Origin of the sequence: Akkermansia sp. UNK.MGS-1 (assembly GCF_000980515.1) — a bacterium.
GTDB lineage: Bacteria > Verrucomicrobiota > Verrucomicrobiia > Verrucomicrobiales > Akkermansiaceae > Akkermansia > Akkermansia muciniphila.
The window spans coordinates 39,361-59,000 of the sequence record NZ_LBCB01000010.1 but is presented as its reverse complement, the minus strand read 5'-3'; the positions used below and the strand labels follow the sequence as shown (position 1 = coordinate 59,000).

Here is a 19,640-nt window from a genome sequence, read left to right as displayed (position 1 = left end):
CATCAATGAAGAACTGCTGTTTACGGCGGGGCTTGTGATCGCCGCGACGGTCATCTGGCTGGTTTGCGACCTCAGGAAGCTCGATGTGCTTACGCTGGGCCGCTCCACGGCCATTACGCTGGGCGTGAACTACAAATGGGTGGTGCTGCGCTCCCTGATGATCGTCTCTATTCTGGCCTCGGCCTCGACGGTGCTCGTAGGGCCGGTGACTTTCCTGGGCATTCTCATCGTGAGCATTGCCCGCTTCATATTCCCGACCTACCGCCACATTGTCCTCATGCCCGGCACGGCTCTCGTGGGCGTAGCTGCATTGACTTTCGGCATGCTGCTTACCGAACGGTGGCTCAACTTCTCCGTGCCCCTGAGCGTAATCATCAATTTCGTTGGCGGGGTTTACTTTATCTACCTGATCATGAAAATTAAACGTATATGATTGAGATACGAGACATTTCCAAAAAATACCGTGAAACCTTCGTGCTCAGGCACGTCAGCACGAGGCTTCCCTCTGATCGGATGGTGGCCTTTATCGGCAGCAATGGCGCCGGAAAGAGCACGATGCTCAACATTATCAGCCGCCTTCTGGAACCCACAGAAGGATCTGTATCCATTGATGGCAGGGAACTCAGGAAATGGGATTCCCGGGAGCTAGCCAAAACCCTCACCATCCTGGGGCAAACCCTCCATACTCCGGCGCGGCTCACGGTCGAGGAACTGGTTCGCTTCGGACGTTTCCCTCATTCCCGCGGCCGCCTGGAAAATCAGGATTTTCTGCAAATCGAAAAGGCTTTGAAACTTACCGAGATTGCCGATTTGCGCCATTGCTACCTTGATGAACTTTCGGGCGGCCAGCGGCAGATGGCCTATATTGCCATGGCCATTGCACAGGACACGAAGTACATCTTTCTCGATGAACCTTTGAACAACCTTGATATGCATCGTGCGGCGCGCATTATGAAACTGCTGCGTTCCCTGGTGCGGGAGCAGGGCAAGACAATCTGCATCGTAATTCATGATATTAACTTTGTCTCTTTCTATGCGGATTACGTGGTGGCATTCAGGGACGGAGTCCTGTGCCATCAAGGGCCGACAGAAGATATCATCCGGACAGATGTGCTGCGTGATATTTACGGTATGGATATCGCCATAGAACCCTATGGTGATAAAAAGATATGCGTATACTATGAATAGAATTTCCTTAAATTCCCAAAACAACAAACAATAAAAAATAATATGAGAACAACAATCACCGCATTTCTGGCCGCATTGATTCTTCCCGGTCTTTCCATGGCCGCGGCAGATGAAGCCAAAACGATCACCGCCACGCACACGCTGGGCACGGTCGAGCTTCCGGTCAATCCGAAACGTGTCGCCGTGCTGGACTACGGTTCGCTTGAGACCATCAGCGAACTGGGCGTCACTCCCGCGCTGGCTTTACCCAAAAAATTCCTTCCTCCTTACCTCTCCAAATTCTCCGGAGAACAATATACGGATCTTGGAACGGTCAAGGAATTCAATATTGAAACCATCAATGCGTTCAAGCCGGACTTGATTATTATTTCAGGACGTCAGCAGGATTATTATCAGAAACTTTCCTCCATCGCCCCCGTTTACCTGGTCGATATTCTGGCCAAGGATCAGCTGGGGGAAGCCAAGAAAAACATCAGGCTTCTGGGTGATGTGTTCGGCGTGCCCGAAAAGGCAGCCGAAGCCGTCAAAAACATTGATGAAGCCGTAACCCGTACGAAAGATAAGGCCCAGGCCAGCGGCAAGAAAGCTCTCGTTCTCCTCACGAACGACGGCAAGGTAAGCGCTTACGGTTCGGGTTCCCGCTTCGGGTTGGTGCACGATGCCCTGGGGGTGGCCCAGGCCGATAAAAACATCAAGGTGGGGGTTCATGGGCAGCAGGTGACTTATGAATACGTTGCCATGCTCAATCCCGATATCATCTTTGTGGTGGACCGTTCGGTTGCTATCGGCCGTTCGGCCAAAAATCCGAATGTCCTCAACAATGTGCTTGTGAACAAAACGAAGGCGGCTAAAAACGGCGCCATCATCCTGCTTGACCCGCAGGTATGGTATCTTTCCGGCGGCGGCATCATTTCTCTGAACAAGATGATCTCTGAAGTGGAAGCTGCCTTCACGGACAAAAAATAATTATTCCGTCCTTATTCATCACGAAGCAGGCCGCACGACCCTATGCTTCCGTTTCCCGGCTGGAGCGGCAGAGGCGTGCGGCCCTTTTTCATTCAGGATCTGCTGATGAAGAAAATTTTGCAGTGGATGGCATCTCCCCGTCTCGCGTGCGCGCTGATGGCTTATGCCGTGTTGCTCATTTTTCTCGGCACTCTTGAGGCGCGGTCTATCGGTGTTTCCGCTGTGCAGGCCAGGTATTTTGAAAGCTGGGGCTGCCTTTCCTTCGGGATGATTCCTCTGATTGGCGGCGCCGGCGTAGGGGCATTGGCCGTACTGAATATTTCGGCGTCTGTTTTCCGGCGTGCGCGCTTCACACTGCACGGCGTGGGAGTGAGCCTCACGCATGCCTTTCTGGTAGTGCTGATTTTGGCGGGGGCGTTGCAGTATTTTCTGCGTACGGAGGGAATACTCGTTCTGGATGCAGGTGAGGTCTCACACGAAATACTGGCAGGCGGAGGGAATGGAAGGAAAAATATCCCCCTTGGTTTTTCAGTAAAGCTGAAAAAATTTGATGCCCGGACATGGACGGGAAGCGATATCCCCAGCAGCTTTTCAAGCGAGGTTTGCTTCATGCGCGGCGGGGAAAGCACGGAAACGGTTATTCGCATGAATGCTCCGGTCTCCTTTGGAGGCTGGATTTTTTACCAGAACAGTTACGCCAATGGGGGCCGCACGAGTGTAATCACAGCCGTACGTAATCCGGTGCGCTTTTTTCCGTGGATATCGGTGCCCGGCGTATTTGCGGGCATGCTGCTGATTTTTCTCTCAACCCTGCGTGCCCGAAAAAAACATGCAGTGTAAAATTATTTTATTTACGGCGTTTTTCGTTGCTCTTGTGATTGCATTATCGCCTCTGTTTCAGAGGTTGGGGGATTCTTTTTCCTCATTTGACGGCATAGGGGCGCCCTCACCTGGAGCGCTGCCATGCCTGAAGGCAGGACGAGTGATGCCGGTTTCAAGCGCAGCGGCGGATTCCCTTAAATTGGCAAGCGGCCGCACGTCGGTGAATCTTGGAGGCTCTCGGACCGGGCCGGTGAAGTGGTTGCTGGCATTAAACGCCTGCCCGGCAAAAATGGCCGGCGAACCTTTTCTGCGTTCGGATAACAGGGATATGGTCGAATTCCTTGGCGGACGAGGCCGTTATTTTTCCTATGCCGATGCAGTTGAGAAGGCTGGCCTGCTGCGCGGCTCTCTGCGGGGCAATTCTCATCAGGCCCATGCCGCGGAAGCCATACTGGGCGCACTCGCCGTTTATGAGCAGGCCGGCGTTGCGCTCGCTCTCCGCCTGGAGGGGACATCGGGCTGTTTGGGGACGCTTGATGCATGGCATGAAGCTATGGTTGAAGCTTCAGCAGAGCTTGAAGCCGCTGAACGCGAAAAACGCCATCCCTCGCTTGACCGGCTCTACCGTGCCAATCGCTATTTTCAATTCCTCCAGGCTCTTGTGCAGGTAGAAGAAGCGGACCCGAATGTGGCCCTGCGAGTAATCCCACATGAGGGAAGCTACCTGACTCCGGCTGCTGCTCTGCTCGAAAAAAATCTCAGTCCCGCCGGGCGGACCGCCCTGAAAGCCTATGCCGCAGCCTGCGATGCCTATGCTGCCGGAGATGAATCTACTGCTGCAGAGACTCTGCGTCAACTTTCCGGGGAATTGGAGTCAATACTGCCCATGGATTCTTTCAAACTGCATTTCGAGCATTGCATCAATGCTCTCGAACCCTTCTTTGGAGGCTTCCTTCTCTACGGCATGTCGTTGGTTTGTTTCGTAGTCTCTCTGTTTCTCAAGCGGCGGAAGGCATTGCTGCATTTTGCGACGGTCTTTCTGTGTATGGCGGTATTATGGCATTTATTCGGCATTGCGGCCCGCATGTACATTCAATCGCGCCCCCCGGTTACCAATTTGTATTCCTCAGTCGTCTTTGCGGGCGTGGTAGCCTCATTATTCGGCGGGACGCTTTATATTCTCCGCCGTCAGCTTCCTGTTGCCGCGGTCGCCTGCGCTTCCGGCCTTCTCTCACTGCTGGTAGCCATGAATTTGCCCTACAGCGGCGATACCATGGGCATGATGCGTGCCGTTCTCAATTCGAATTTCTGGCTCACCATGCACGTAATGACCATCATGATAGGCTACGGAAGTGTTTTTTTTGCCGGGTTTTTAGCCTCATATCATCTGGTGGCCCGTTTCTTCGGCTTCGGACAGGGTGAAAAGGGGCTGAAAGCCGGGTCCTGCGGAGTCTATCGCATCCTTCTCGTGGCGCTCTTCTTTTGTTTTCTGGGGACAATGCTCGGCGGCATCTGGGCTGACATGAGCTGGGGACGGTTTTGGGGATGGGACCCTAAAGAAAACGGTGCCTTAATGACACTCCTTTGGTGCTCCTGCACCCTCCATGCCCGCCTTTTACACGTCTGTTCCTGTCAAGGCTTCCTCGTTCTTGCCTCGCTCGGAAATATCGTAGCAGCCTGGGGGTGGTTCGGTGTCAACCTCATGGGGATTGGCCTGCACTCCTACGGTTTTGTGGAAGGTGGCTGGTTCTGGTTTTTCCTTTTTGTGGGCCTTCAGGTCCTTGCGGCAGCTTCAGCCCTGATTCCCCAAAGGAGCCGCTGATGATTTTACGAACCATCGGGCAGGGAAGGGGAGGCGTTCGCGACATACGGCATTGATGAATGGAAAATACGGAATTGCAATGGGAGAACCATTCGGGAGAACCTGCAATATGGCAGATGCATTTCACCATTTATCAATGCAGGTGGTGTGGCAGCAGCTGTTTCGGCAAAATCAGAGAATATCCAGTGCAGGAGCGTGTATTGATGCAGCCTCTGCGCTCGGAATGCGTGCAGAAAGAAATGCTGTTTCCCATATGGAAATATAAAGCCGTAAATGAAAATATGAGAAAAAAATCATTTTCAGGTATTTTCCATAATACGATGCCTGTGAAGGCCTGATAAGGCCGCTTTTCGTCTATAAAATCAATAAAAAATAGTGCTTTTTTAAAGCAATCATCCAGAATGGGGCTGTCATGACCGTCTCCCCTGCGTCCGGTAAAGAAATTCACCCTCGTTTGCCTTGGGTGGAGATTGCTCGGCTGCTGGCGACGCTGGTGGTTATCATGCAGCACGTTCCTTCCATGGGGTTTCCTCCCAACCAATGGCTGATTGGTCCGGCGCTGGCGACGTTTTTCCTGCTGGCGGGGTATTTTTCCGCCTCCGGCCTTGATGAACAGGGGGCCGGAACGTGGGCGGCCCGCCGCCTGCTGGTTTTGCTGCGGCCTTATCTTTTCTGGTGCGCGGCCTATTGGCTGGCGGCGGGCATGCCTCTTTCCCCTGGTTCGCTGGCTTCCGTGTTTGGGCTGGGAACATGTCCCATGCTGACCCCAATGTGGTTCCTGAGAGACTTGATGATGTTTACCCTGGCTGCGTTTTTGCTCTCCCGTTTCCGTCCAGCTCTTTACGCCTTTGGCCTGTTTTGCCTGTTTCTGCACCGGTGGGACGACTCCCTGGCATGGCCCAGTCCGTACATGTTTGGTGATTTTGCGCTCGGCGTTATGCTGGCGTCCGCCGCACCGGGCTGTCTGAACCGCTGGGGCAACATGCCCCTTGCCGTGCATGGTTCCATTCTTTTAGCCTCCGTGGTTCTTGTCTGGGCAAGCTGTACGGACTCTTTCCTGATTGCGGACGGCTCTTTTTCAGGATTGATCGTTCTGGCCTTCCTCAGCTTCGGAATTATTGTAAAAGCCGTCAGCCCCGGCTGGTCGGAAAAGCTGGCCCGGTGGGCGTCCGGCAGCTTTTTCGTGTATTGTTCCCATATTTTTGTTCTGATAGCCCTGATGGGCGTAGAGAGCTGTTTTCCCTCCCCCTGGCCTGCCTGGGCGTGGTGGTGCCTGGTTCCCGCGGTTTACATGATGGCGCGGAGCGTTTACGTATTCCTCAAACGCTGTTTCCCCTGTTCCCTCGTCCTGATGAGCGGGGGAAAATGACCTTTGAAACAATGGACGGGAAGCTCCGCCGGGAGTGTTCCTTGTCGCTTACTTTGATGGCACCGGAGAGACGTCATCCTGTTTCTCTCTCCTGGGTTTGGCATAATAGCTTGGGTCGGCAATCCAGCGGTCTCCCGCTTTTTTCACCGGAATGAAGCTAACTCCCCACGACTGGAATTCTCCTGTGTACGGTTGTTCTATCAGGATCCTGTTTTCCCCGGCCTTCACTTGAAAGGGAACAGGAGGCCGGGCCCACCAGAATTCCTCGTTGTCAAAGGGTATTTCATTTGCGGGCGAATTCCATGTATGCTTTTCGTAACGCCGCTGGCCTGCCAGTTTGTAAGTCTGGGGATTTTTCATTTCCTTGCCGTTTACCCATATTCTGGTGCCGCACTGGGACCATTCCCCGGCAGCCGGTACTCCGGAACAGCGCCGTGTGGAACGGGCCGGAGCGTCAAACCCCACCATAGCGTGCATGGTGCCCTCCACGGGTGAGTGAAACGTCGTCTCCGCCCATACCGTATTCCCCGGTTTTGTCTTGGAAAATAGACCCTCCGCACCCGCACGGGTACGGAAATACAAATTGCCTCCGCGCGTCTGGATGGAAGACAACCCTGCGGGAGATTTGCCCGCCAGCAGGTTATTTCTTACTTCTTCCTGCCTGTCCTGCGGAACGGGGCCGAATACCGTCCATTCCACGAAAGAATCCCTCCAGTAAGGGAAAGGCCTGCTTCCGGCCAGGGCTTCCATGCGTTTTTCAAACAGAGAGAAGGCCTGATAAGCCTCCGTGTTCTTTTCCGGCAGACTGCCGGCAAAACGGGAACCATCCTCTGGAATTCCTTTCCAACTGCGTTCCGCCATGGCGAACATGGCAGGCCACTGGGGACTCTGAACAGGAATGTTTTTTTTGTTCTCCACCCGGGTATCCGGCCATAGACACTGAATGACGCCCAGGGAATGGTTGTTTCCCCTGGCCGTTCCGCAGGGCTGGCGGAAGAAATTCCTGCGCACCAGAATGCCGGGGTCAAAGGAATTGACGTATCCTGCCGTGGAGTCGAAGTAGGGATTCTTCTGCCTGGCTGGATCCGGCAGGCCTACGGAATTTTCATCATTCCACAGCTGGGCATAACTGTCTCCGGACACAGGCAGGTCATTGTTGCCCGCCCATTGGATGGGCTGCCGTCCCAGGGATTTGACCTTGGCCGCCATCCGGTCCGCAAACTGCTTTCCGTTGGGAATGCGGATTTCATCCGCTCCTATATGAAGGTAGGGAGACATTTCCGCCGGAATTTCCCTGCAAAATTCTTCCAGCAGTTCTTCCAGAATGTTGATGCCTCTGGGATCATGCATCGGGAAGCCAAAGCAGTTTTTAAAATAGGTGCTGTGCCCGGGCATATCGATTTCCGGAATAATCTGGACATGGCGCTCCCTGGCGTAGCGGAATAAGTCCCGTATCTGGTCGTAGGAGTAGGTGCCGTTAACGTCCCGTCCCTGAATCCTCTTGGAGGGATCATTCAAAACAGGGTACTTTTTGCACTGGATGCGCCATGCGGGGTAATCCGTCAGATGCCAGTGAAAAGCGTTTATTTTCAGCCGGGCCATTTCATCAATATCCGCCTTGAGTGTTTCAACAGTCCGGAAATGGCGGCCTGCGTCATGCATGAAGCACCGGATGGCGAACGCGGGGCTGTCCTTGATGTCGCAGCACGGGTAATCTCCCCTGGCTCCCAGCTGGTCCAGCGTTCTGCGGGCATAAAAAACGCCCGCATCGTCAGCGGCCGTAATCAGAATGCCGTTGGGGCGGATCCGCAGTTCATACCCTTCCTTGCCCAGCGTCTTGGACAGGGACGCGTTTTTTTTCACGGAAACGGGAGCCTTTTTAGGGCATGTTCCCGTTTTCCAGTCCACCTGGGACGGGAAGGGAATCAGTGGGACCGGAGCGGCTTTTTCCTGCTGGAGAGGGTGCGGGGATGTCCAGTCTCCATGGGAGGAGGTAAAACAAAGCATCAGGCCGGAAGCCAGCAAAGGCGCGGAAAGGGATAATCGCATGGCAAATATTACACGTGAATGATGAATGATTTTTCAAGGAAACAGAGAAATTGCAAAAGAAAACATTTTACGCAGTATAAAATTATCCTATCCGTATGCGGATGGAATGAACGGCGTCTTTGCCGAACTGGTCCTTCAGTTTTCCCAGCAGGGCTCCCTGCCACTGCTGGAGATGGTAGCGCATGGCCGGTTGAAGCACCTGAATGGTGGCCACTCCCTTGACAATGGAAAGAAGGTTGGATTGCTGGCCCAGGAATGGCCCCGCAGCTTTCAGCCATCCTGCCCGGAGCAATTCGGGATCCATCCCGTCGCCGTCCAGGGGAAGCTTGGACAGAATATCCCCCAGCAGGGATTCCGCCGTATGGAGGTTACGTGTTTCACTGGTGACGGGGGATATCTGGAACCAGTCCGCCAGCGCCTGCCTCACCTCCTGTTCGTCACGGGAAAGATAATCATACCGGACGGGAGAGGCGTGGGGATCCGGACGGTCTCTGTCCGGCGTGTAGGGAAACCAGGGGGAGGACATAGGGGGAAAATAAAAGCCCGGAGCGTTGAATACCAACAGCCCCGGGCGGTTAAAATAATATATGGGGGAATATTATTCGCCGTCGTCGCCAATCGCTTCCACGGGGCAGCCTTCCAGGGCTTCCTCACAGGCGCTCAGCTCTTCGTCGTTGTCCGGCTGCTTCTTGACATAGGATACTCCTTCATCGTCATCCCGTCCAAAGTTTTCTGGAGCCGTTTCGCGGCAAAGGTCACAGTCAATGCAGGAACTGTCCACGTAAAATTTGCCGGGGACGTTTAGAGGTGTTTTTTCGTCGATATCTGCCATTGTGTATGATGGGTTGTATGAACTGCGCCCACTATTTCCGCATTTGAGTAAATTTTGCAATCTTTTTTGTTGCAGGAATGAGTCAGCATGGGGGACAATGGCGGCATTCCCGTTCCCGGAATAAAAGGCTTTTCACGATGAATATCCCACCTGCTTCCCTCCCTCGTCTCCTGCCCGTGTGGGCAGGGCTGCTGCTGGCCGCTTTTTCCGGAATTCTGATGGCCTGCGCCTTTATTCCGGTAGACTGGAGCGGGTGCGTATGGATAGGATTCCTGCCTTTGCTGACAGCCCTGTGGTACGGCCGCAGACGGGAGGGGAAAAGGGGAATTCTGGCGTACGCCCTGTATGGTTGGGTATTTGGCGTGGTATTTTACGGCATCTCCTTCTGGTGGGTCAATGAAGTCAGCACGCTGGGCTATATTCCCCTGATGATTTTTTATGGAGGCCTATTTCCCGGCCTCTGGGCTCTGGTCATGGGAGTGTTCTTCCGTCCGGACGCCCGGCCGCTGCCTGATGCGAAGCTGGCGGCAAAGGAACGTCGGGCCGCCTGGAAAGCCTGGGCCATGGGCGACATATTGCCCAGTGCTTCCGCCGCTCTGGCGGGCGCCGCTTTATGGGTATGCCTGGAATGGGGGCGGGGTTGGCTGATACCGGGTTTCGGCTGGAACAATCTGGGAGTGGCCCTGTACGGAAATCCGCTGGCCCAATGGGCGGAATACTTTGGCGTGACGGCGCTGGCCTTTATTCCGGCCGTCTTTTCCGTCTGGCTCTGGCGTGTTTGCCGCCGGGCCGGAACCATGATTGTCCATGAAGGCAGACGTACCGTTCCCTGGGACTTTTTCATCCTGGTGGCGGTTCTTTTAACCATGTTTGTCGTCGGCGTGTGCTGGACGGCTCGCTACTCCCCCCAGTCTGCCGCGGTTACGGGAAACGGCAGGCTTACCGTTCCCGTCATGGCCGTGCAGCTGAATCTGAGCCAGAAGGAAAAATGGGACCCGGCCAACCGGGGAAGCATTTACCGGGCTTTGCTGGACATGACGGAACAGGGAATGCTGGATCTTCAAAACCGCGCTCTGGAACAGGCGGTCAAAAACGGCGCGGAAGCCTCCCTGGATATGCCGGCATGGGTCATCTGGCCGGAAAGTTCCTTCCCCATTTCCACGTTTTACCGTGATTCCACAGGGGAACGCTTCCCCAATCAGGACAATGTCAACTTTCTGAGCGCGGAAGAGGATTACGTCCAGGCCCTCCGGAACGGGATATGCAATTTTATCCTGCTGACGGGCACGGATGATATTTACCTGTCTGATGAGGGGCGTGTGGCGCGGGCTTACAACTGCCTTACCGTCTTTGAGGGGGATTATTCCACAGCCCGTCCGCACGCCAAGGCCATGCTGGTTCCCTTCGGTGAATATATCCCTATGCGGGAAACATTCCCGTTTCTGGAAAAAGCCTTTGAGGCTTCCGCCGGAACAGCCATGGGCCTGAATTATACGCCCGGGCGTTCCTCCAGCCCCGTTCCCGTACCTATCCGCCCCGGAAGCTCCTCTACGGTGGGCGTTATTCCGCTGGTCTGCTTTGAGGATGTGGTGGGAAGCTGGGTGCGCCGCTTCGTCCGGCAGGAACCCCAGTTAATGGTGAACGTGACCAATGACGGGTGGTTCAACCGTTCCTGCGCCAATGAACAGCATTGGCGCAATGCGGCGTTCCGCTGTATTGAACTGCGCCGTTCCATGGTTCGTGCCGCCAATACCGGCGTAAGCGTGGCTCTGGCCCCCAATGGCGCGGTTATTGCGGATTTGCGGGATTCCTCCGGTTCTCCGTTTACCAGAGGGGTGATGGCTGCCACATTGCCTGTGGGCTGTACGGAAATAACCCTGTACGCCATGCTGGGCGACTGGGCCGTTCTGGTGTGTTTCCTGATGTTCGCGGTTCTGCTGCTGTGCAGGATAGGCGCAGGGAAACACGTCCATGGTCCCGTGGAGAACGGAGTTTACCGGCGTTCCACGGGGGCTACGCCCAGATAATTCCTGACTTGTTTGAACGCAGGGTAGGAAATGCCTGTTTCATGGCACCAGAAGGCGGAAGAAGAGCCGCCGTCCAGGTTCAGGGCCGTTTCCACCCGGAAATTTCCCAATGCCCCGGGAGCCGCCAGCCAGGCTGCCAGCTCCTTCAGAGTCAGGGAGGAGGAAACGCCGATGCACCATCTCCTGCCGCCGTCCGTGGCAATGAAGGTGCGGTAGGTGGACTTCTGCGCGTTAAGCCCTTTTACGGCGGAGCCGTTCTCCACCAGAAAGGGCCCCCCCTGGATAGCCGCCTGCATGGCCGGCAGTCTTCTCATGCGCCTCAGCACGGAACTGCGGATCAGGGTTAATCCGTCTCTGCCTCCTTCGTAAACGACACCGGAAACAGCGAAGGATCCCGTGGCCAGCGGAGAAAGCCGTTTGCCGTCCTGGACGACCAGGCCCAGGGGAGTTCCCTCCGCGTCTGCGCTGAAGAATCCTCCGTTGACTCCGGCCACGCAGGGGCTTTTCCTCATGGCCTTGTCCAGGGAGCCGTACCGGGGCGTTTTGACGCTCCCTTCATCCCTTACCAGCAGGCGGTGCGTATCAGAACGGAAAAAATACACGTTCAGCTTGTCCCGCATGGACAAAAATCCGTCCTTCCTGGTGAAAACGCGGTGTTCTGCGTGAACCAGGCCGGAAAAGCACAATATCAGGGGAAGCAGGCGCAGAAAAAGCATCGTCAGTAATCGGTGGGGGAACAATAGAAAATCCGGCGTTCCGCGCAAGTGCCGGAAGGCACGCATACGCCCGGCCAGACAACGCAGCCTTGCAGGCGGCAACCGTCCTCTACCGCAGCTCCGGGGCCTATCACGCAATGGCTGTCCACAAAGGCGCGGGGGGACACTCTGGCCTGGGGGTGGATGCGTGGAACGGGGGATGGGAAATCCAGATGGGCTTGAAGATAGGCCTCCGGTGTTCCCATGTCCATCCACAACCCGTCGTCCGCCAGAATGCCGCGCAGGCGTCCTTCCCGGATGTAATCCAGAAACAGGGGAATAATGGAAACGGCTTCCCCGGAAGGGATGCGTCGGAATATTTCCGGCTCCATACAGTACGCGCCGGTGAATTGGTAGGATCCGGGGTCGCGGCCCAGGGCGTGCCTCATATCCGTCACCAGGCCGGAAGAAAAATCAAATCCCACGTTTTTCTTATCTCCGGAGGTGCGGAGGGCCAGCGTCACGGGAGGGCGGCGGCTCAAATGCTCCTCCAGCAGGCGGCCCAGATCAAATGTGGCCGCCATGTCTCCGTTCACCACCAGCAGCGGCTCTTCCGCGGAAGCCAGGGGCTCTATCTTTTTGACGCCGCCGCCGGAATCCAGCAGCACGGGTTCATGGCTGAAATGAACGGGGCAGCCGTTCCATGAATGTTCAGGGAACACTTTGTCCCAGGCTGCCGCCAGATGGTGGGTGTTGATGATGAACTCCCGTATGCCGCAATCGTAGCATCGGCGCATGGAATGCAGAATAAGGGGCTCATGGAAAAAGGGAATCAGCGGCTTGGGCAGAATGTCGGTGAGAGGGCGCAGGCGGGTACCCAGCCCGGCGCCGAGAATAAACGCACGGGAAATGCGGAGGCCTGCTGTGATGTGCATGGAACATCACTACTGGGTGAGCGGCTTTTTTTCAAGCGCCCTTTATCCTCTTCTTTCCGGGATGACACGCCGGCATGCCGCCTCTTCCCCGAATTTAAAGGAAAATCCGTGATTTCGTGCTTTCCAAACGGAAGCTCATTCACTAGCATCCCCGCATGGCATGTGGAAACCAAAGAACTGTCGGCTCTCCGGCCTCCCTGGCCGGTACCTCTTTGCATACGGGACAGCCCGTTACCCTGACCCTGAAGCCGGCTCCTGCCGACTTCGGCATTAAATTCCGCCGGGTGGACATTCCGGACCAGCCTTTCATCAGCGCGGACGTGGAAAAGGTGCAGACTGTGGAACGCGCCACCAGCCTGGCTGAAGGTTCCGTCAAAGTGCATACCGTGGAACATATTCTCTCCGCCCTCACGGGCATGGGCATTGACAACGCCGTCATTGAAATGGACGCCAATGAACCGCCCATCGGGGACGGGTCCTCAGCCCCCTACGTAGAACTGATCAAGAGCGCCGGCATCGTGGAACTGGATGTGCCGCGCCGCTATCTGGAAGTGCGCGAGGCCGTCACCATTGAAACCAAGGGCGGTTCCATCCTGACCATTCTCCCCTCCAAGCAATTCCGCGTTTCCGTCACCTGCGTGGGACCGGAAAACCGCATCACCCAGTACTTTGACGCGGTCATCACGCCGGAAACGTATGAAAAGGAACTGGCCCCGGCCCGCACCTTTACGTTCTACGAAGACATCAAGCCCCTGCTGGAAAAGGGCCTCATCAAGGGCGGCAGCCTGGAAAACGCCGTGGTCATCCGCGGCGAGGAGCTCATGAGCAAGGAACCCATGCGTTTCATCAATGAGTTCGCCCGCCACAAGGCCATGGACCTTATTGGGGACCTGACCCTGTGCGGCAAGCCCATTCTGGGCCACGTCATCGCCATCAAGCCGGGCCACGGCCCGAACACCGAACTCACGGCCAAGCTCAAGAAGGAACACCACCGCAACCAGCAAATGGCTCCCAATCCCGTCAACGTGCCGTACGGAGACGCCGTGCTGGACATCAACGAAGTAATGAGCCTTCTGCCGCACCGCTATCCCTTCCTGATGGTGGACCGCATTATCGGTTTTGAAGGAGAAACCAAGTGCCGGGGTCTGAAGAACCTGACCATGAACGAACTCTTTTTCCAGGGCCACTTCCCGGGCCATCCGGTCATGCCGGGCGTTCTCCAGGTGGAAGCCATGGCCCAGGTGGCCTCCATCGTCATGCTGCGCCAGCCCGGCAATGCCAGCAAGCTCGGTTACTTCATGAGTGCGGACAAGGTAAAATTCCGCCGCGTCGTGGTTCCCGGCGATACGCTCATCATTGAAGCGGAGCTGACCAAGATGCGCGGAAACATTGGCCAGGCGACGGCACGCTGCCTGGTGAACGGACAGGTGGTTTCGGAAGCCGAGCTTAAATTCGGCCTTCAGGATGCTTGATCCCGCCGACTGCATCCCCTGTTTTTACGGAAACCCCGGCCGTGCATGCCACGCCGGGGTTTTTCATGTTCCGCATCCGGGCTTTCTTTACCTGAACATTCCGGACATCCCGCAAAAACGGAGACCGGAAAACGAAATCAAGGGCGGTATTTCCTCCTTTTCAGGAGATCTGATCCCGTCTTAACAGTCACTTGCGGAAAAGAGCCGGATATCAGGCAGGCGGCACATCTCCGCGTACTCTTCAAGACGGCGGCGAAAGGTCTCTTTGGTCATGGAAAGAAGAGCATCTGCCGAAAAGGACTCGCAGGTGAAGGAGGCCGCCACCGTTCCATACACAATTCCCTTCTTCACTTCCTCAAACGGAGGAAGGCCGGGAGGCAGGGTGGACAAATAGCCGGCCAGAGCCCCCAGGAACGTATCCCCCGCGCCGGTGGGGTCCACCAGCGTTTTCAGAGGATAGGCGGGACAACGGAACATCCGGAGATTCCCGCCGACATCCCGGCCCAGAAGCGTGGCTCCGTATTCCCCCTGTTTCACCACTGCGTACGCGGCGCCTTTGGAAAGCAGGAATTCCCCGGCTTCCAGGACGGTGGACGCCTGGGCATATTCCTTCGCCTCATCCTCATTCATCATGGTGATATGGGAACGGCTGATCACGGCATCCAGCAATTCCGGCTGGCGGCGCAGCCACTTGTCCATGGAATCGGAAAGCACCAGCGCCGCGTCCGGACATTGTTCCATGCACTTGAGCTGCTGGGCCGGAACCATGCAGCAGCAAACCAGAACCGGATGGTTCCTCAAAGGCTCCGGAACGTGCACATCCCATTCCAGCATCACGGAATCATTGGCGCAAACGGTCCTCCGCTTGTTCATATTGTCAAAATATTCCCCGGTCCAGGAGAAAGAAGGCCCCTTCTTGCGTTCTACCCCGTTCATGCACACTCCTTTGGCCTCAAGGGCCGCTTCATAATGGGCGGGGAAATCCTCCCCGATGATGCTGACGGCATCCACGCGGTCGGCAAACAAAAGGGCGGCCACGGCCGCAAAGGAGACGGAACCGCCCAGAACGCCGTCCGCCCTGCCGCTGGGAGTAAGGATGGTATCAATTCCGATGGTTCCGGTAACGAGAAGGGGCTGGGACATGGAAAAAGGGAAATACGGTTTTACCCTGCAATCAAGAACAAAAAGGCTGGCGATATGGAAAAAACAGGGTATTTTATCCGCACGCGTTAAAGGAAATGGGTTCTGCCGGCATACTGGCCGACAGCTTCCGCAGAAGTCTGTTTCCAGTTAAAGGGCTTCACCAGGAGGCACGGATGTTTCCAGACCAGTTTTCAGGAACGTAGCCGGCAGTTCTTTTTCCCGGAAGATTTCGGGATTGCTCCGGAACTTTATTTTCTATTCAAACGTAGAAAAGCCGCTATGATAAAAATGCTGATGATGGTGGGTCTGGGAAGCTTTGCGGGCGGCATATTGCGTTTCCTGCTGTCCCGTTTCGTCCAGGTCAATTCGGCAAGTTCGTTCCCCTGGGGTACGGCTGCTGTCAACCTGCTGGGATGTTTTATCCTGGGCGCCCTCTACGGTTTGTTCGACCGGAACCTGCCGCATACGGAAACGCGGCTCTTTCTTACCGCAGGCCTGTGCGGCGGTTTCACCACCTTTTCCACGCTGATGAATGAATCCTTCCTGTTGTTGAAGGAAGGGAACTTCTCCGCCTTCTTCCTTTACACTCTCATCAGCTTTGCCGGGGGGCTCCTTGCCATTGGCCTGGGCTATCTGGCCGCCCGATAAGAGAACAACATGGCAACCCCGGCGCGACACATGTCCAGCCGCGCTGTGTTACAGGGGAACTGCTGAAATGGAAAATGGACAGCCAACCGAACCATGCTCCTTCTCTATAGGGAATGCCCCGGCATGACGGAAATGGCTGGCATTCCTGAACGCATCAGAACGACAACAATCTTTTGCCGGACGGGCTGCCATACAAGAAAGCTGCCCGCCCGGCCTGCGTTTCCTCGACGGCTTGTTCCTAGGAATAGGATTTTTCCAGGATGCTAACCACGTCCGCCGGAGTCAATTTGCAACGGTCCAGCTCAAACAGGTTGCCCATGGTGGAAAAGGCCGTTTTGGCGTATTCGTCAAATAAATCCGGTGTAATGCCGAATTCGGACATCTTCAGCTTGTCCACGCCGCAGGCTTCCTTCAGGCTGTTCAAGCCGTCCAGGAAACCGTCCACGGAGGCTTCCTGTCCCATGGCTGCGGCAACTCTTGCGTAACGTTCCGGGCAGGAGGGCGCGTAGGCTTCATGGTAGGCCCAGGAAATCATGATGAGCCCCGCGCCATGGGGCAGGGAAGGATGGAAGGCGCTGAGGGCATGTTCAATGGAATGTTCCGACGTACAGCAGGAAATGGTTTCCACAAACCCGGAATAGGTATTGGCCAGCGCCACATAGGCGCGCGCCTCCAGGTCATCCCCGTTATTCACGGCGCGCGGAAGATATTTGGCAATGTATTCAATGGCCTGGAGCGCGAACATGTCCCCCATGGGGGAGGCGATTGTGGCCATATATCCCTCCACGGCATGAAACAGGGCGTCAAACCCCTGGTATGCCGTTAATTTGGGAGGTACGGAAAGCATCAACTCCGGATCTACGATAGACATGGTGGGGAAAGTACCCCTGAAGCCGAAACCGATCTTCTCCTGCGTATCCTCTTTCGTGATGACGGTCCACGGATCCGCCTCCGTTCCGGTTCCCGCCGTAGTGGTGATGCAGACGATAGGAAGAGGTTTGCAGGGAATGGGAAGCCCCTTGCCGGAACCTCCCTGGATGTAATCCCAGTAGGTTCCGGGATTGGCCGCCATCACGGCGATGCTCTTGGCGGAATCCATGCTGCTGCCCCCGCCCAGGCCGATGACGAAATCACAGCCCGTTTCCCTGGCCAGGGAGGAGGCTTCCATTACGTGCTCCACCACGGGGTTGGGCTGCACTTTATCGAAAACAACGCTTTCCACTCCCTGTTTTTTCAGAAGAGCCTGTACGCGGTCCAGATACCCGAGGCGTTTGACGGACGTCCCGCCGATGACGATCAGGGCCTTGGCGCCGGGCAGGGGGGCGGAACCAAGATTGTCTAAAGAACCCGCGCCGAAAAAGATTTGCGCGGGCATGAAAAATTGAAATGGCTGATACATGCCCTTAATGTATAAAACGGCGGCTCCGGTCGTCAAGAATGCTCTGTGCATTCCATGAACAGGGAAACCGCCGTTCGGGCAGCATCTTTGTCTGAAGAACGTTAAACGTCTTCAAAAAAATCGTCGCTCCGGGTTGGATCCGGTTTGGGCGGTGACGGCGCATCCGTTCCAATGGCTCCGGGATCATCCATTTCACGGCTGGTCGTGATCGTGGTGGAGGGAGTCTTCTTTTTGGGCGCGCGCACGGCAGGGCGCGGAGCAGGGGATAAAGCGGAACTGTCAGCCATGCTTCCTTCTTCCGGAGAATCCATCAAGCTCTTCATGCTCTGAACCAGTTTATCCCGGAGGGTGCGGATACCTTGTTCCCGGCGCACGGGATCCACCGTCGTCCGGATGAGCGTCATCATATTCCTCGTGGCGTTTGCCTGGTCTCCCAAGTCGAAGCAATCCAGTTCGCAGCGCCAGCGCAAACGATCCAGAACGGCGGCTCCCTGCTCATCAAATTCGTCTTCGGACGCATTGGAGATGCGGCCCTGCATGCCGGATTTCTTGCCGGAGGAAATGGCATGGCTGATTTTTCCCAGAGCCACTTCCATGGAAATTCTCTTGTTCCACGCCTGCCTGAGGGCGGGAAGGTTGCGGGTCTTCCGGTATCCGGTGAAAAACAGCTTGTCAAAAATTTCATCCCGGTTTTTCATGGAATCCGGGAAAGCCTTGGAAGACATGCTGCTGATGCCCAGGGCCTCCCCCACTTCCGTATTAAGGACGGATTGTTCCGCAATACGGGCGCCGGCTCTTCCGGCTGCTCCATTGTTGTTTTTGGAAGAGGAAGGTTCGACAAAATCAGGGTCGGAGCAGGCGGACAGGTAGGCATTCAGCAAATCCATGGCCGGCTTCTGGAACTCCGTAACGTCCAGGGTTTCCTCCGCTGTTCCTCCGGTGGAATGGGAGGTGGCGTTCATTAAATTTTCCTTAAGACGAGCCTTGAGGACGAGAACTCCCCATTGATATTGAAGCATTAATCCTTTACGGGCATTTTTATCCTGGTACTTCTTCGCTTCACGGTCCATCCAGTCCTTCATGGAATTGGAGGCGATTTTGGCGCTCTTCCCCTGGCTCTTGTCCTTCTCCTTTTCCGTTTCCATCAGAAACTTCTTGGACTGAATCAGCAGGTCATATGCGGCGCCAGGATCCCTGCCGGCGGAATTCAGTTTGCTGATAGCGGCATTGATTACCTTGGTTTCTGCAGACCTGTTCAGAGCGAGCAAATTATCCAAATCCTTGATTACCTTCTTCTTGGCATCGTTATCCATGTACTGCGCATAACAAAGGGAACCCAGGCTGAGGCTCCCGACCAGGCAAAGAGAAACGAAAGTATTCATGCTTTTTTTATTATGAAGGATGAAAGGTGATCTGGCAAGAGAGAAGGAATCTCAAAAAGATAAAATATCCCTGCAAACTAAAAATATCATGATTCCGCGCTCTGGCAGTAATTATTTCTTTTGTTTCTTCTCTTTAAGGAACTTTCTTCCCAACGGGCTTTGATACAAAAATTCCGTTTCTTCGGTTTTTCCCTCCTCCCGATCAACCAACTCCATCATTTCTCCTTCCTCATATCCCGCCAGCTTCAGGTATTTAAACACTTCGGTGGCTTTGCCGGGGTAGTTGTCCAATAAAATTCGTAATAAACCTCCTCCTCCATCTTTGAGGAATGATCTGATTCTGGAGTTCCTTCCTCCCATGGAACCCAGAATGTTGGACAGGTTCCTTTTTTTGTCCCATTCCCTTCGAGCCTCCAGCATATAGGAGTCGTCCTGTTTTGCGAATTCCCTGTCTCTCATTCGTTCCTCTTCCGTTTTTTGCTGTCTCATTCTCATTCTCTGTTTGAAGGGTATGGATAGCTCCTTCCTGGCTCGCTCACTTCTTTCATCTCTTTCTTTCAGGAAAGACTCCCATTTGGCGTCAAACTCCTTTTTCCAGACCGCCGTTTTGTTCTCCATAATTTCCTTCTTCCAGCCCTCAAAATCAGGAATGTAGGCTTCTTTCATCATCTTCAGCATCGTTGCCGTGTAAATGGAGCAAAGCTGACCCACTTCTTTCTTTCTCACGGCAGAGCATTGTTGCCTAAGATTGATTTTGGAAATGATGACCAGATCTACCATAACTTTCCCCTTGAGACTGATATCTCTTGCCGAATCGAAATCCTGCGTCATTTGTTCGAACGGCGTGTTCTCGTTCTCTTTAAACAGGGGGGCTGCGGAAGCTAGCCGGGC

Annotated in this window: 19 protein-coding genes; 9 read left to right on the top strand and 10 right to left on the bottom strand. The window is 55.1% G+C overall.

Annotation, left to right across the window (positions count from 1 at the left end):
- The 5 genes from WW58_RS06305 to WW58_RS06285 all read left to right on the top strand — a co-directional run.
- On the top strand, positions 1 to 433 hold a 433-nt coding region (locus WW58_RS06305; RefSeq protein ID WP_288143418.1), incomplete at its 5' end, for an iron chelate uptake ABC transporter family permease subunit.
- Positions 430 to 1,188 carry an iron ABC transporter ATP-binding protein gene (locus WW58_RS06300; RefSeq protein WP_046436264.1) on the top strand — a complete coding sequence of 253 codons (759 nt, stop codon included), beginning with the start codon at positions 430 to 432 and terminating at the stop codon, positions 1,186 to 1,188. The genes WW58_RS06305 and WW58_RS06300, both read left to right, overlap by 4 nt.
- A 42-nt stretch (positions 1,189 to 1,230) precedes the next feature.
- Positions 1,231 to 2,154, top strand: coding sequence for a siderophore ABC transporter substrate-binding protein (locus WW58_RS06295; RefSeq protein ID WP_022197205.1), 924 nt, complete (start codon positions 1,231 to 1,233; stop codon positions 2,152 to 2,154).
- Positions 2,155 to 2,196: 42 nt separating this feature from the next.
- Positions 2,197 to 2,994, top strand: coding sequence for a cytochrome c biogenesis protein ResB (locus tag WW58_RS06290; RefSeq protein ID WP_046436262.1), 798 nt, complete (start codon positions 2,197 to 2,199; stop codon positions 2,992 to 2,994).
- On the top strand, positions 2,984 to 4,798 hold the full coding sequence (locus WW58_RS06285) for a cytochrome c biogenesis protein (RefSeq protein ID WP_094139587.1): 1,815 nt from the start codon (positions 2,984 to 2,986) through the stop codon (positions 4,796 to 4,798). The genes WW58_RS06290 and WW58_RS06285 overlap by 11 nt, the downstream gene beginning before the upstream one ends.
- Before the next feature lie 133 nt (positions 4,799 to 4,931).
- Here WW58_RS06285 and WW58_RS13180 read toward each other — a convergent pair whose 3' ends face one another.
- On the bottom strand, positions 4,932 to 5,246 hold the full coding sequence (locus tag WW58_RS13180) for a hypothetical protein (protein ID WP_205572257.1): 315 nt from the start codon (positions 5,244 to 5,246) through the stop codon (positions 4,932 to 4,934).
- A gap of 15 nt (positions 5,247 to 5,261) precedes the next feature.
- Here WW58_RS13180 and WW58_RS06275 point away from each other — a divergent pair, with 15 nt between their 5' ends.
- Positions 5,262 to 6,167 carry an acyltransferase family protein gene (locus WW58_RS06275; protein ID WP_180974224.1) on the top strand — a complete coding sequence of 302 codons (906 nt, stop codon included), beginning with the start codon at positions 5,262 to 5,264 and terminating at the stop codon, positions 6,165 to 6,167.
- A gap of 48 nt (positions 6,168 to 6,215) precedes the next feature.
- Here WW58_RS06275 and WW58_RS06270 read toward each other — a convergent pair whose 3' ends face one another.
- The 3 genes from WW58_RS06270 to WW58_RS06260 all read right to left on the bottom strand — a co-directional run bounded on the left by WW58_RS06270 (position 6,216) and on the right by WW58_RS06260 (position 9,048).
- Positions 6,216 to 8,216 (bottom strand): family 20 glycosylhydrolase, encoded by a 2,001-nt coding sequence (locus WW58_RS06270; RefSeq protein ID WP_046436255.1) that lies wholly within the window; start codon positions 8,214 to 8,216, stop codon positions 6,216 to 6,218.
- Positions 8,217 to 8,298: 82 nt separating this feature from the next.
- Positions 8,299 to 8,742 carry a DciA family protein gene (locus tag WW58_RS06265; RefSeq protein WP_046436253.1) on the bottom strand — a complete coding sequence of 148 codons (444 nt, stop codon included), beginning with the start codon at positions 8,740 to 8,742 and terminating at the stop codon, positions 8,299 to 8,301.
- A gap of 72 nt (positions 8,743 to 8,814) precedes the next feature.
- Positions 8,815 to 9,048, bottom strand: coding sequence for a ferredoxin (locus WW58_RS06260; RefSeq protein WP_012420949.1), 234 nt, complete (start codon positions 9,046 to 9,048; stop codon positions 8,815 to 8,817).
- Positions 9,049 to 9,185: 137 nt separating this feature from the next.
- On the opposite strand from WW58_RS06260, the gene lnt reads away from it, so the two are divergent.
- Entirely contained in the window at positions 9,186 to 11,075 is a 1,890-nt protein-coding gene (gene lnt / locus WW58_RS06255) for an apolipoprotein N-acyltransferase (RefSeq protein ID WP_046436251.1), read from the top strand.
- On the opposite strand, the gene WW58_RS06250 is transcribed toward lnt, so the two are convergent.
- Positions 11,042 to 11,791 (bottom strand): phosphodiester glycosidase family protein, encoded by a 750-nt coding sequence (locus tag WW58_RS06250; protein ID WP_161994040.1) that lies wholly within the window; start codon positions 11,789 to 11,791, stop codon positions 11,042 to 11,044. The two genes, lnt and WW58_RS06250, sit on opposite strands and share 34 nt — an antisense overlap.
- Positions 11,792 to 11,793: 2 nt before the next feature.
- Entirely contained in the window at positions 11,794 to 12,705 is a 912-nt protein-coding gene (locus WW58_RS13175; protein WP_215833463.1) for a nucleotidyltransferase family protein, read from the bottom strand.
- Between the two features lie 155 nt (positions 12,706 to 12,860).
- Between WW58_RS13175 and WW58_RS06240 the strand changes: the two genes are divergently transcribed.
- A complete protein-coding gene (locus WW58_RS06240) occupies positions 12,861 to 14,177 on the top strand; it encodes a bifunctional UDP-3-O-[3-hydroxymyristoyl] N-acetylglucosamine deacetylase/3-hydroxyacyl-ACP dehydratase (protein WP_022197214.1) in 1,317 nt (438 codons plus the stop codon).
- A gap of 180 nt (positions 14,178 to 14,357) precedes the next feature.
- On the opposite strand, the gene WW58_RS06230 is transcribed toward WW58_RS06240, so the two are convergent.
- A complete protein-coding gene (locus tag WW58_RS06230) occupies positions 14,358 to 15,320 on the bottom strand; it encodes a PfkB family carbohydrate kinase (RefSeq protein ID WP_046436248.1) in 963 nt (320 codons plus the stop codon).
- A gap of 279 nt (positions 15,321 to 15,599) precedes the next feature.
- Between WW58_RS06230 and crcB the strand changes: the two genes are divergently transcribed.
- Positions 15,600 to 15,968, top strand: coding sequence for a fluoride efflux transporter CrcB (gene crcB, locus WW58_RS06225; protein WP_022197217.1), 369 nt, complete (start codon positions 15,600 to 15,602; stop codon positions 15,966 to 15,968).
- Positions 15,969 to 16,206: 238 nt separating this feature from the next.
- On the opposite strand, the gene WW58_RS06220 is transcribed toward crcB, so the two are convergent.
- The 3 genes from WW58_RS06220 to WW58_RS06210 form a co-directional block, all read right to left on the bottom strand.
- Positions 16,207 to 17,367, bottom strand: a complete 1,161-nt coding sequence (locus WW58_RS06220) for an iron-containing alcohol dehydrogenase (protein WP_046436355.1) — start codon at positions 17,365 to 17,367, stop codon at positions 16,207 to 16,209.
- A gap of 101 nt (positions 17,368 to 17,468) precedes the next feature.
- Entirely contained in the window at positions 17,469 to 18,749 is a 1,281-nt protein-coding gene (locus WW58_RS06215; RefSeq protein ID WP_046436246.1) for a hypothetical protein, read from the bottom strand.
- A gap of 111 nt (positions 18,750 to 18,860) precedes the next feature.
- Positions 18,861 to 19,427 carry a hypothetical protein gene (locus tag WW58_RS06210; RefSeq protein ID WP_252922505.1) on the bottom strand — a complete coding sequence of 189 codons (567 nt, stop codon included), beginning with the start codon at positions 19,425 to 19,427 and terminating at the stop codon, positions 18,861 to 18,863.
- Positions 19,428 to 19,640: the final 213 nt, after the last annotated feature.

What these genes read in the sequence shown, in the direction of transcription:
- WW58_RS06300 (WP_046436264.1), top strand. Translation starts at nt 430, where the DNA reads ATGATTGAGATACGAGACATTTCCAAAAAATACCGTGAAACCTTCGTG.
- WW58_RS06295 (WP_022197205.1), top strand. Translation starts at nt 1,231, where the DNA reads ATGAGAACAACAATCACCGCATTTCTGGCCGCATTGATTCTTCCCGGT.
- WW58_RS06290 (WP_046436262.1), top strand. Translation starts at nt 2,197, where the DNA reads ATGCTTCCGTTTCCCGGCTGGAGCGGCAGAGGCGTGCGGCCCTTTTTC.
- WW58_RS06285 (WP_094139587.1), top strand. Translation starts at nt 2,984, where the DNA reads ATGCAGTGTAAAATTATTTTATTTACGGCGTTTTTCGTTGCTCTTGTG.
- WW58_RS06270 (WP_046436255.1), bottom strand. Translation starts at nt 8,216, where the DNA reads ATGCGATTATCCCTTTCCGCGCCTTTGCTGGCTTCCGGCCTGATGCTT.
- WW58_RS06265 (WP_046436253.1), bottom strand. Translation starts at nt 8,742, where the DNA reads ATGTCCTCCCCCTGGTTTCCCTACACGCCGGACAGAGACCGTCCGGAT.
- WW58_RS06260 (WP_012420949.1), bottom strand. Translation starts at nt 9,048, where the DNA reads ATGGCAGATATCGACGAAAAAACACCTCTAAACGTCCCCGGCAAATTT.
- lnt (WP_046436251.1), top strand. Translation starts at nt 9,186, where the DNA reads ATGAATATCCCACCTGCTTCCCTCCCTCGTCTCCTGCCCGTGTGGGCA.
- WW58_RS06250 (WP_161994040.1), bottom strand. Translation starts at nt 11,791, where the DNA reads ATGCTTTTTCTGCGCCTGCTTCCCCTGATATTGTGCTTTTCCGGCCTG.
- WW58_RS13175 (WP_215833463.1), bottom strand. Translation starts at nt 12,705, where the DNA reads ATGCACATCACAGCAGGCCTCCGCATTTCCCGTGCGTTTATTCTCGGC.
- WW58_RS06240 (WP_022197214.1), top strand. Translation starts at nt 12,861, where the DNA reads ATGGCATGTGGAAACCAAAGAACTGTCGGCTCTCCGGCCTCCCTGGCC.
- WW58_RS06230 (WP_046436248.1), bottom strand. Translation starts at nt 15,320, where the DNA reads ATGTCCCAGCCCCTTCTCGTTACCGGAACCATCGGAATTGATACCATC.
- crcB (WP_022197217.1), top strand. Translation starts at nt 15,600, where the DNA reads ATGATAAAAATGCTGATGATGGTGGGTCTGGGAAGCTTTGCGGGCGGC.
- WW58_RS06220 (WP_046436355.1), bottom strand. Translation starts at nt 17,367, where the DNA reads ATGTATCAGCCATTTCAATTTTTCATGCCCGCGCAAATCTTTTTCGGC.
- WW58_RS06215 (WP_046436246.1), bottom strand. Translation starts at nt 18,749, where the DNA reads ATGAATACTTTCGTTTCTCTTTGCCTGGTCGGGAGCCTCAGCCTGGGT.
- WW58_RS06210 (WP_252922505.1), bottom strand. Translation starts at nt 19,427, where the DNA reads ATGCTGAAGATGATGAAAGAAGCCTACATTCCTGATTTTGAGGGCTGG.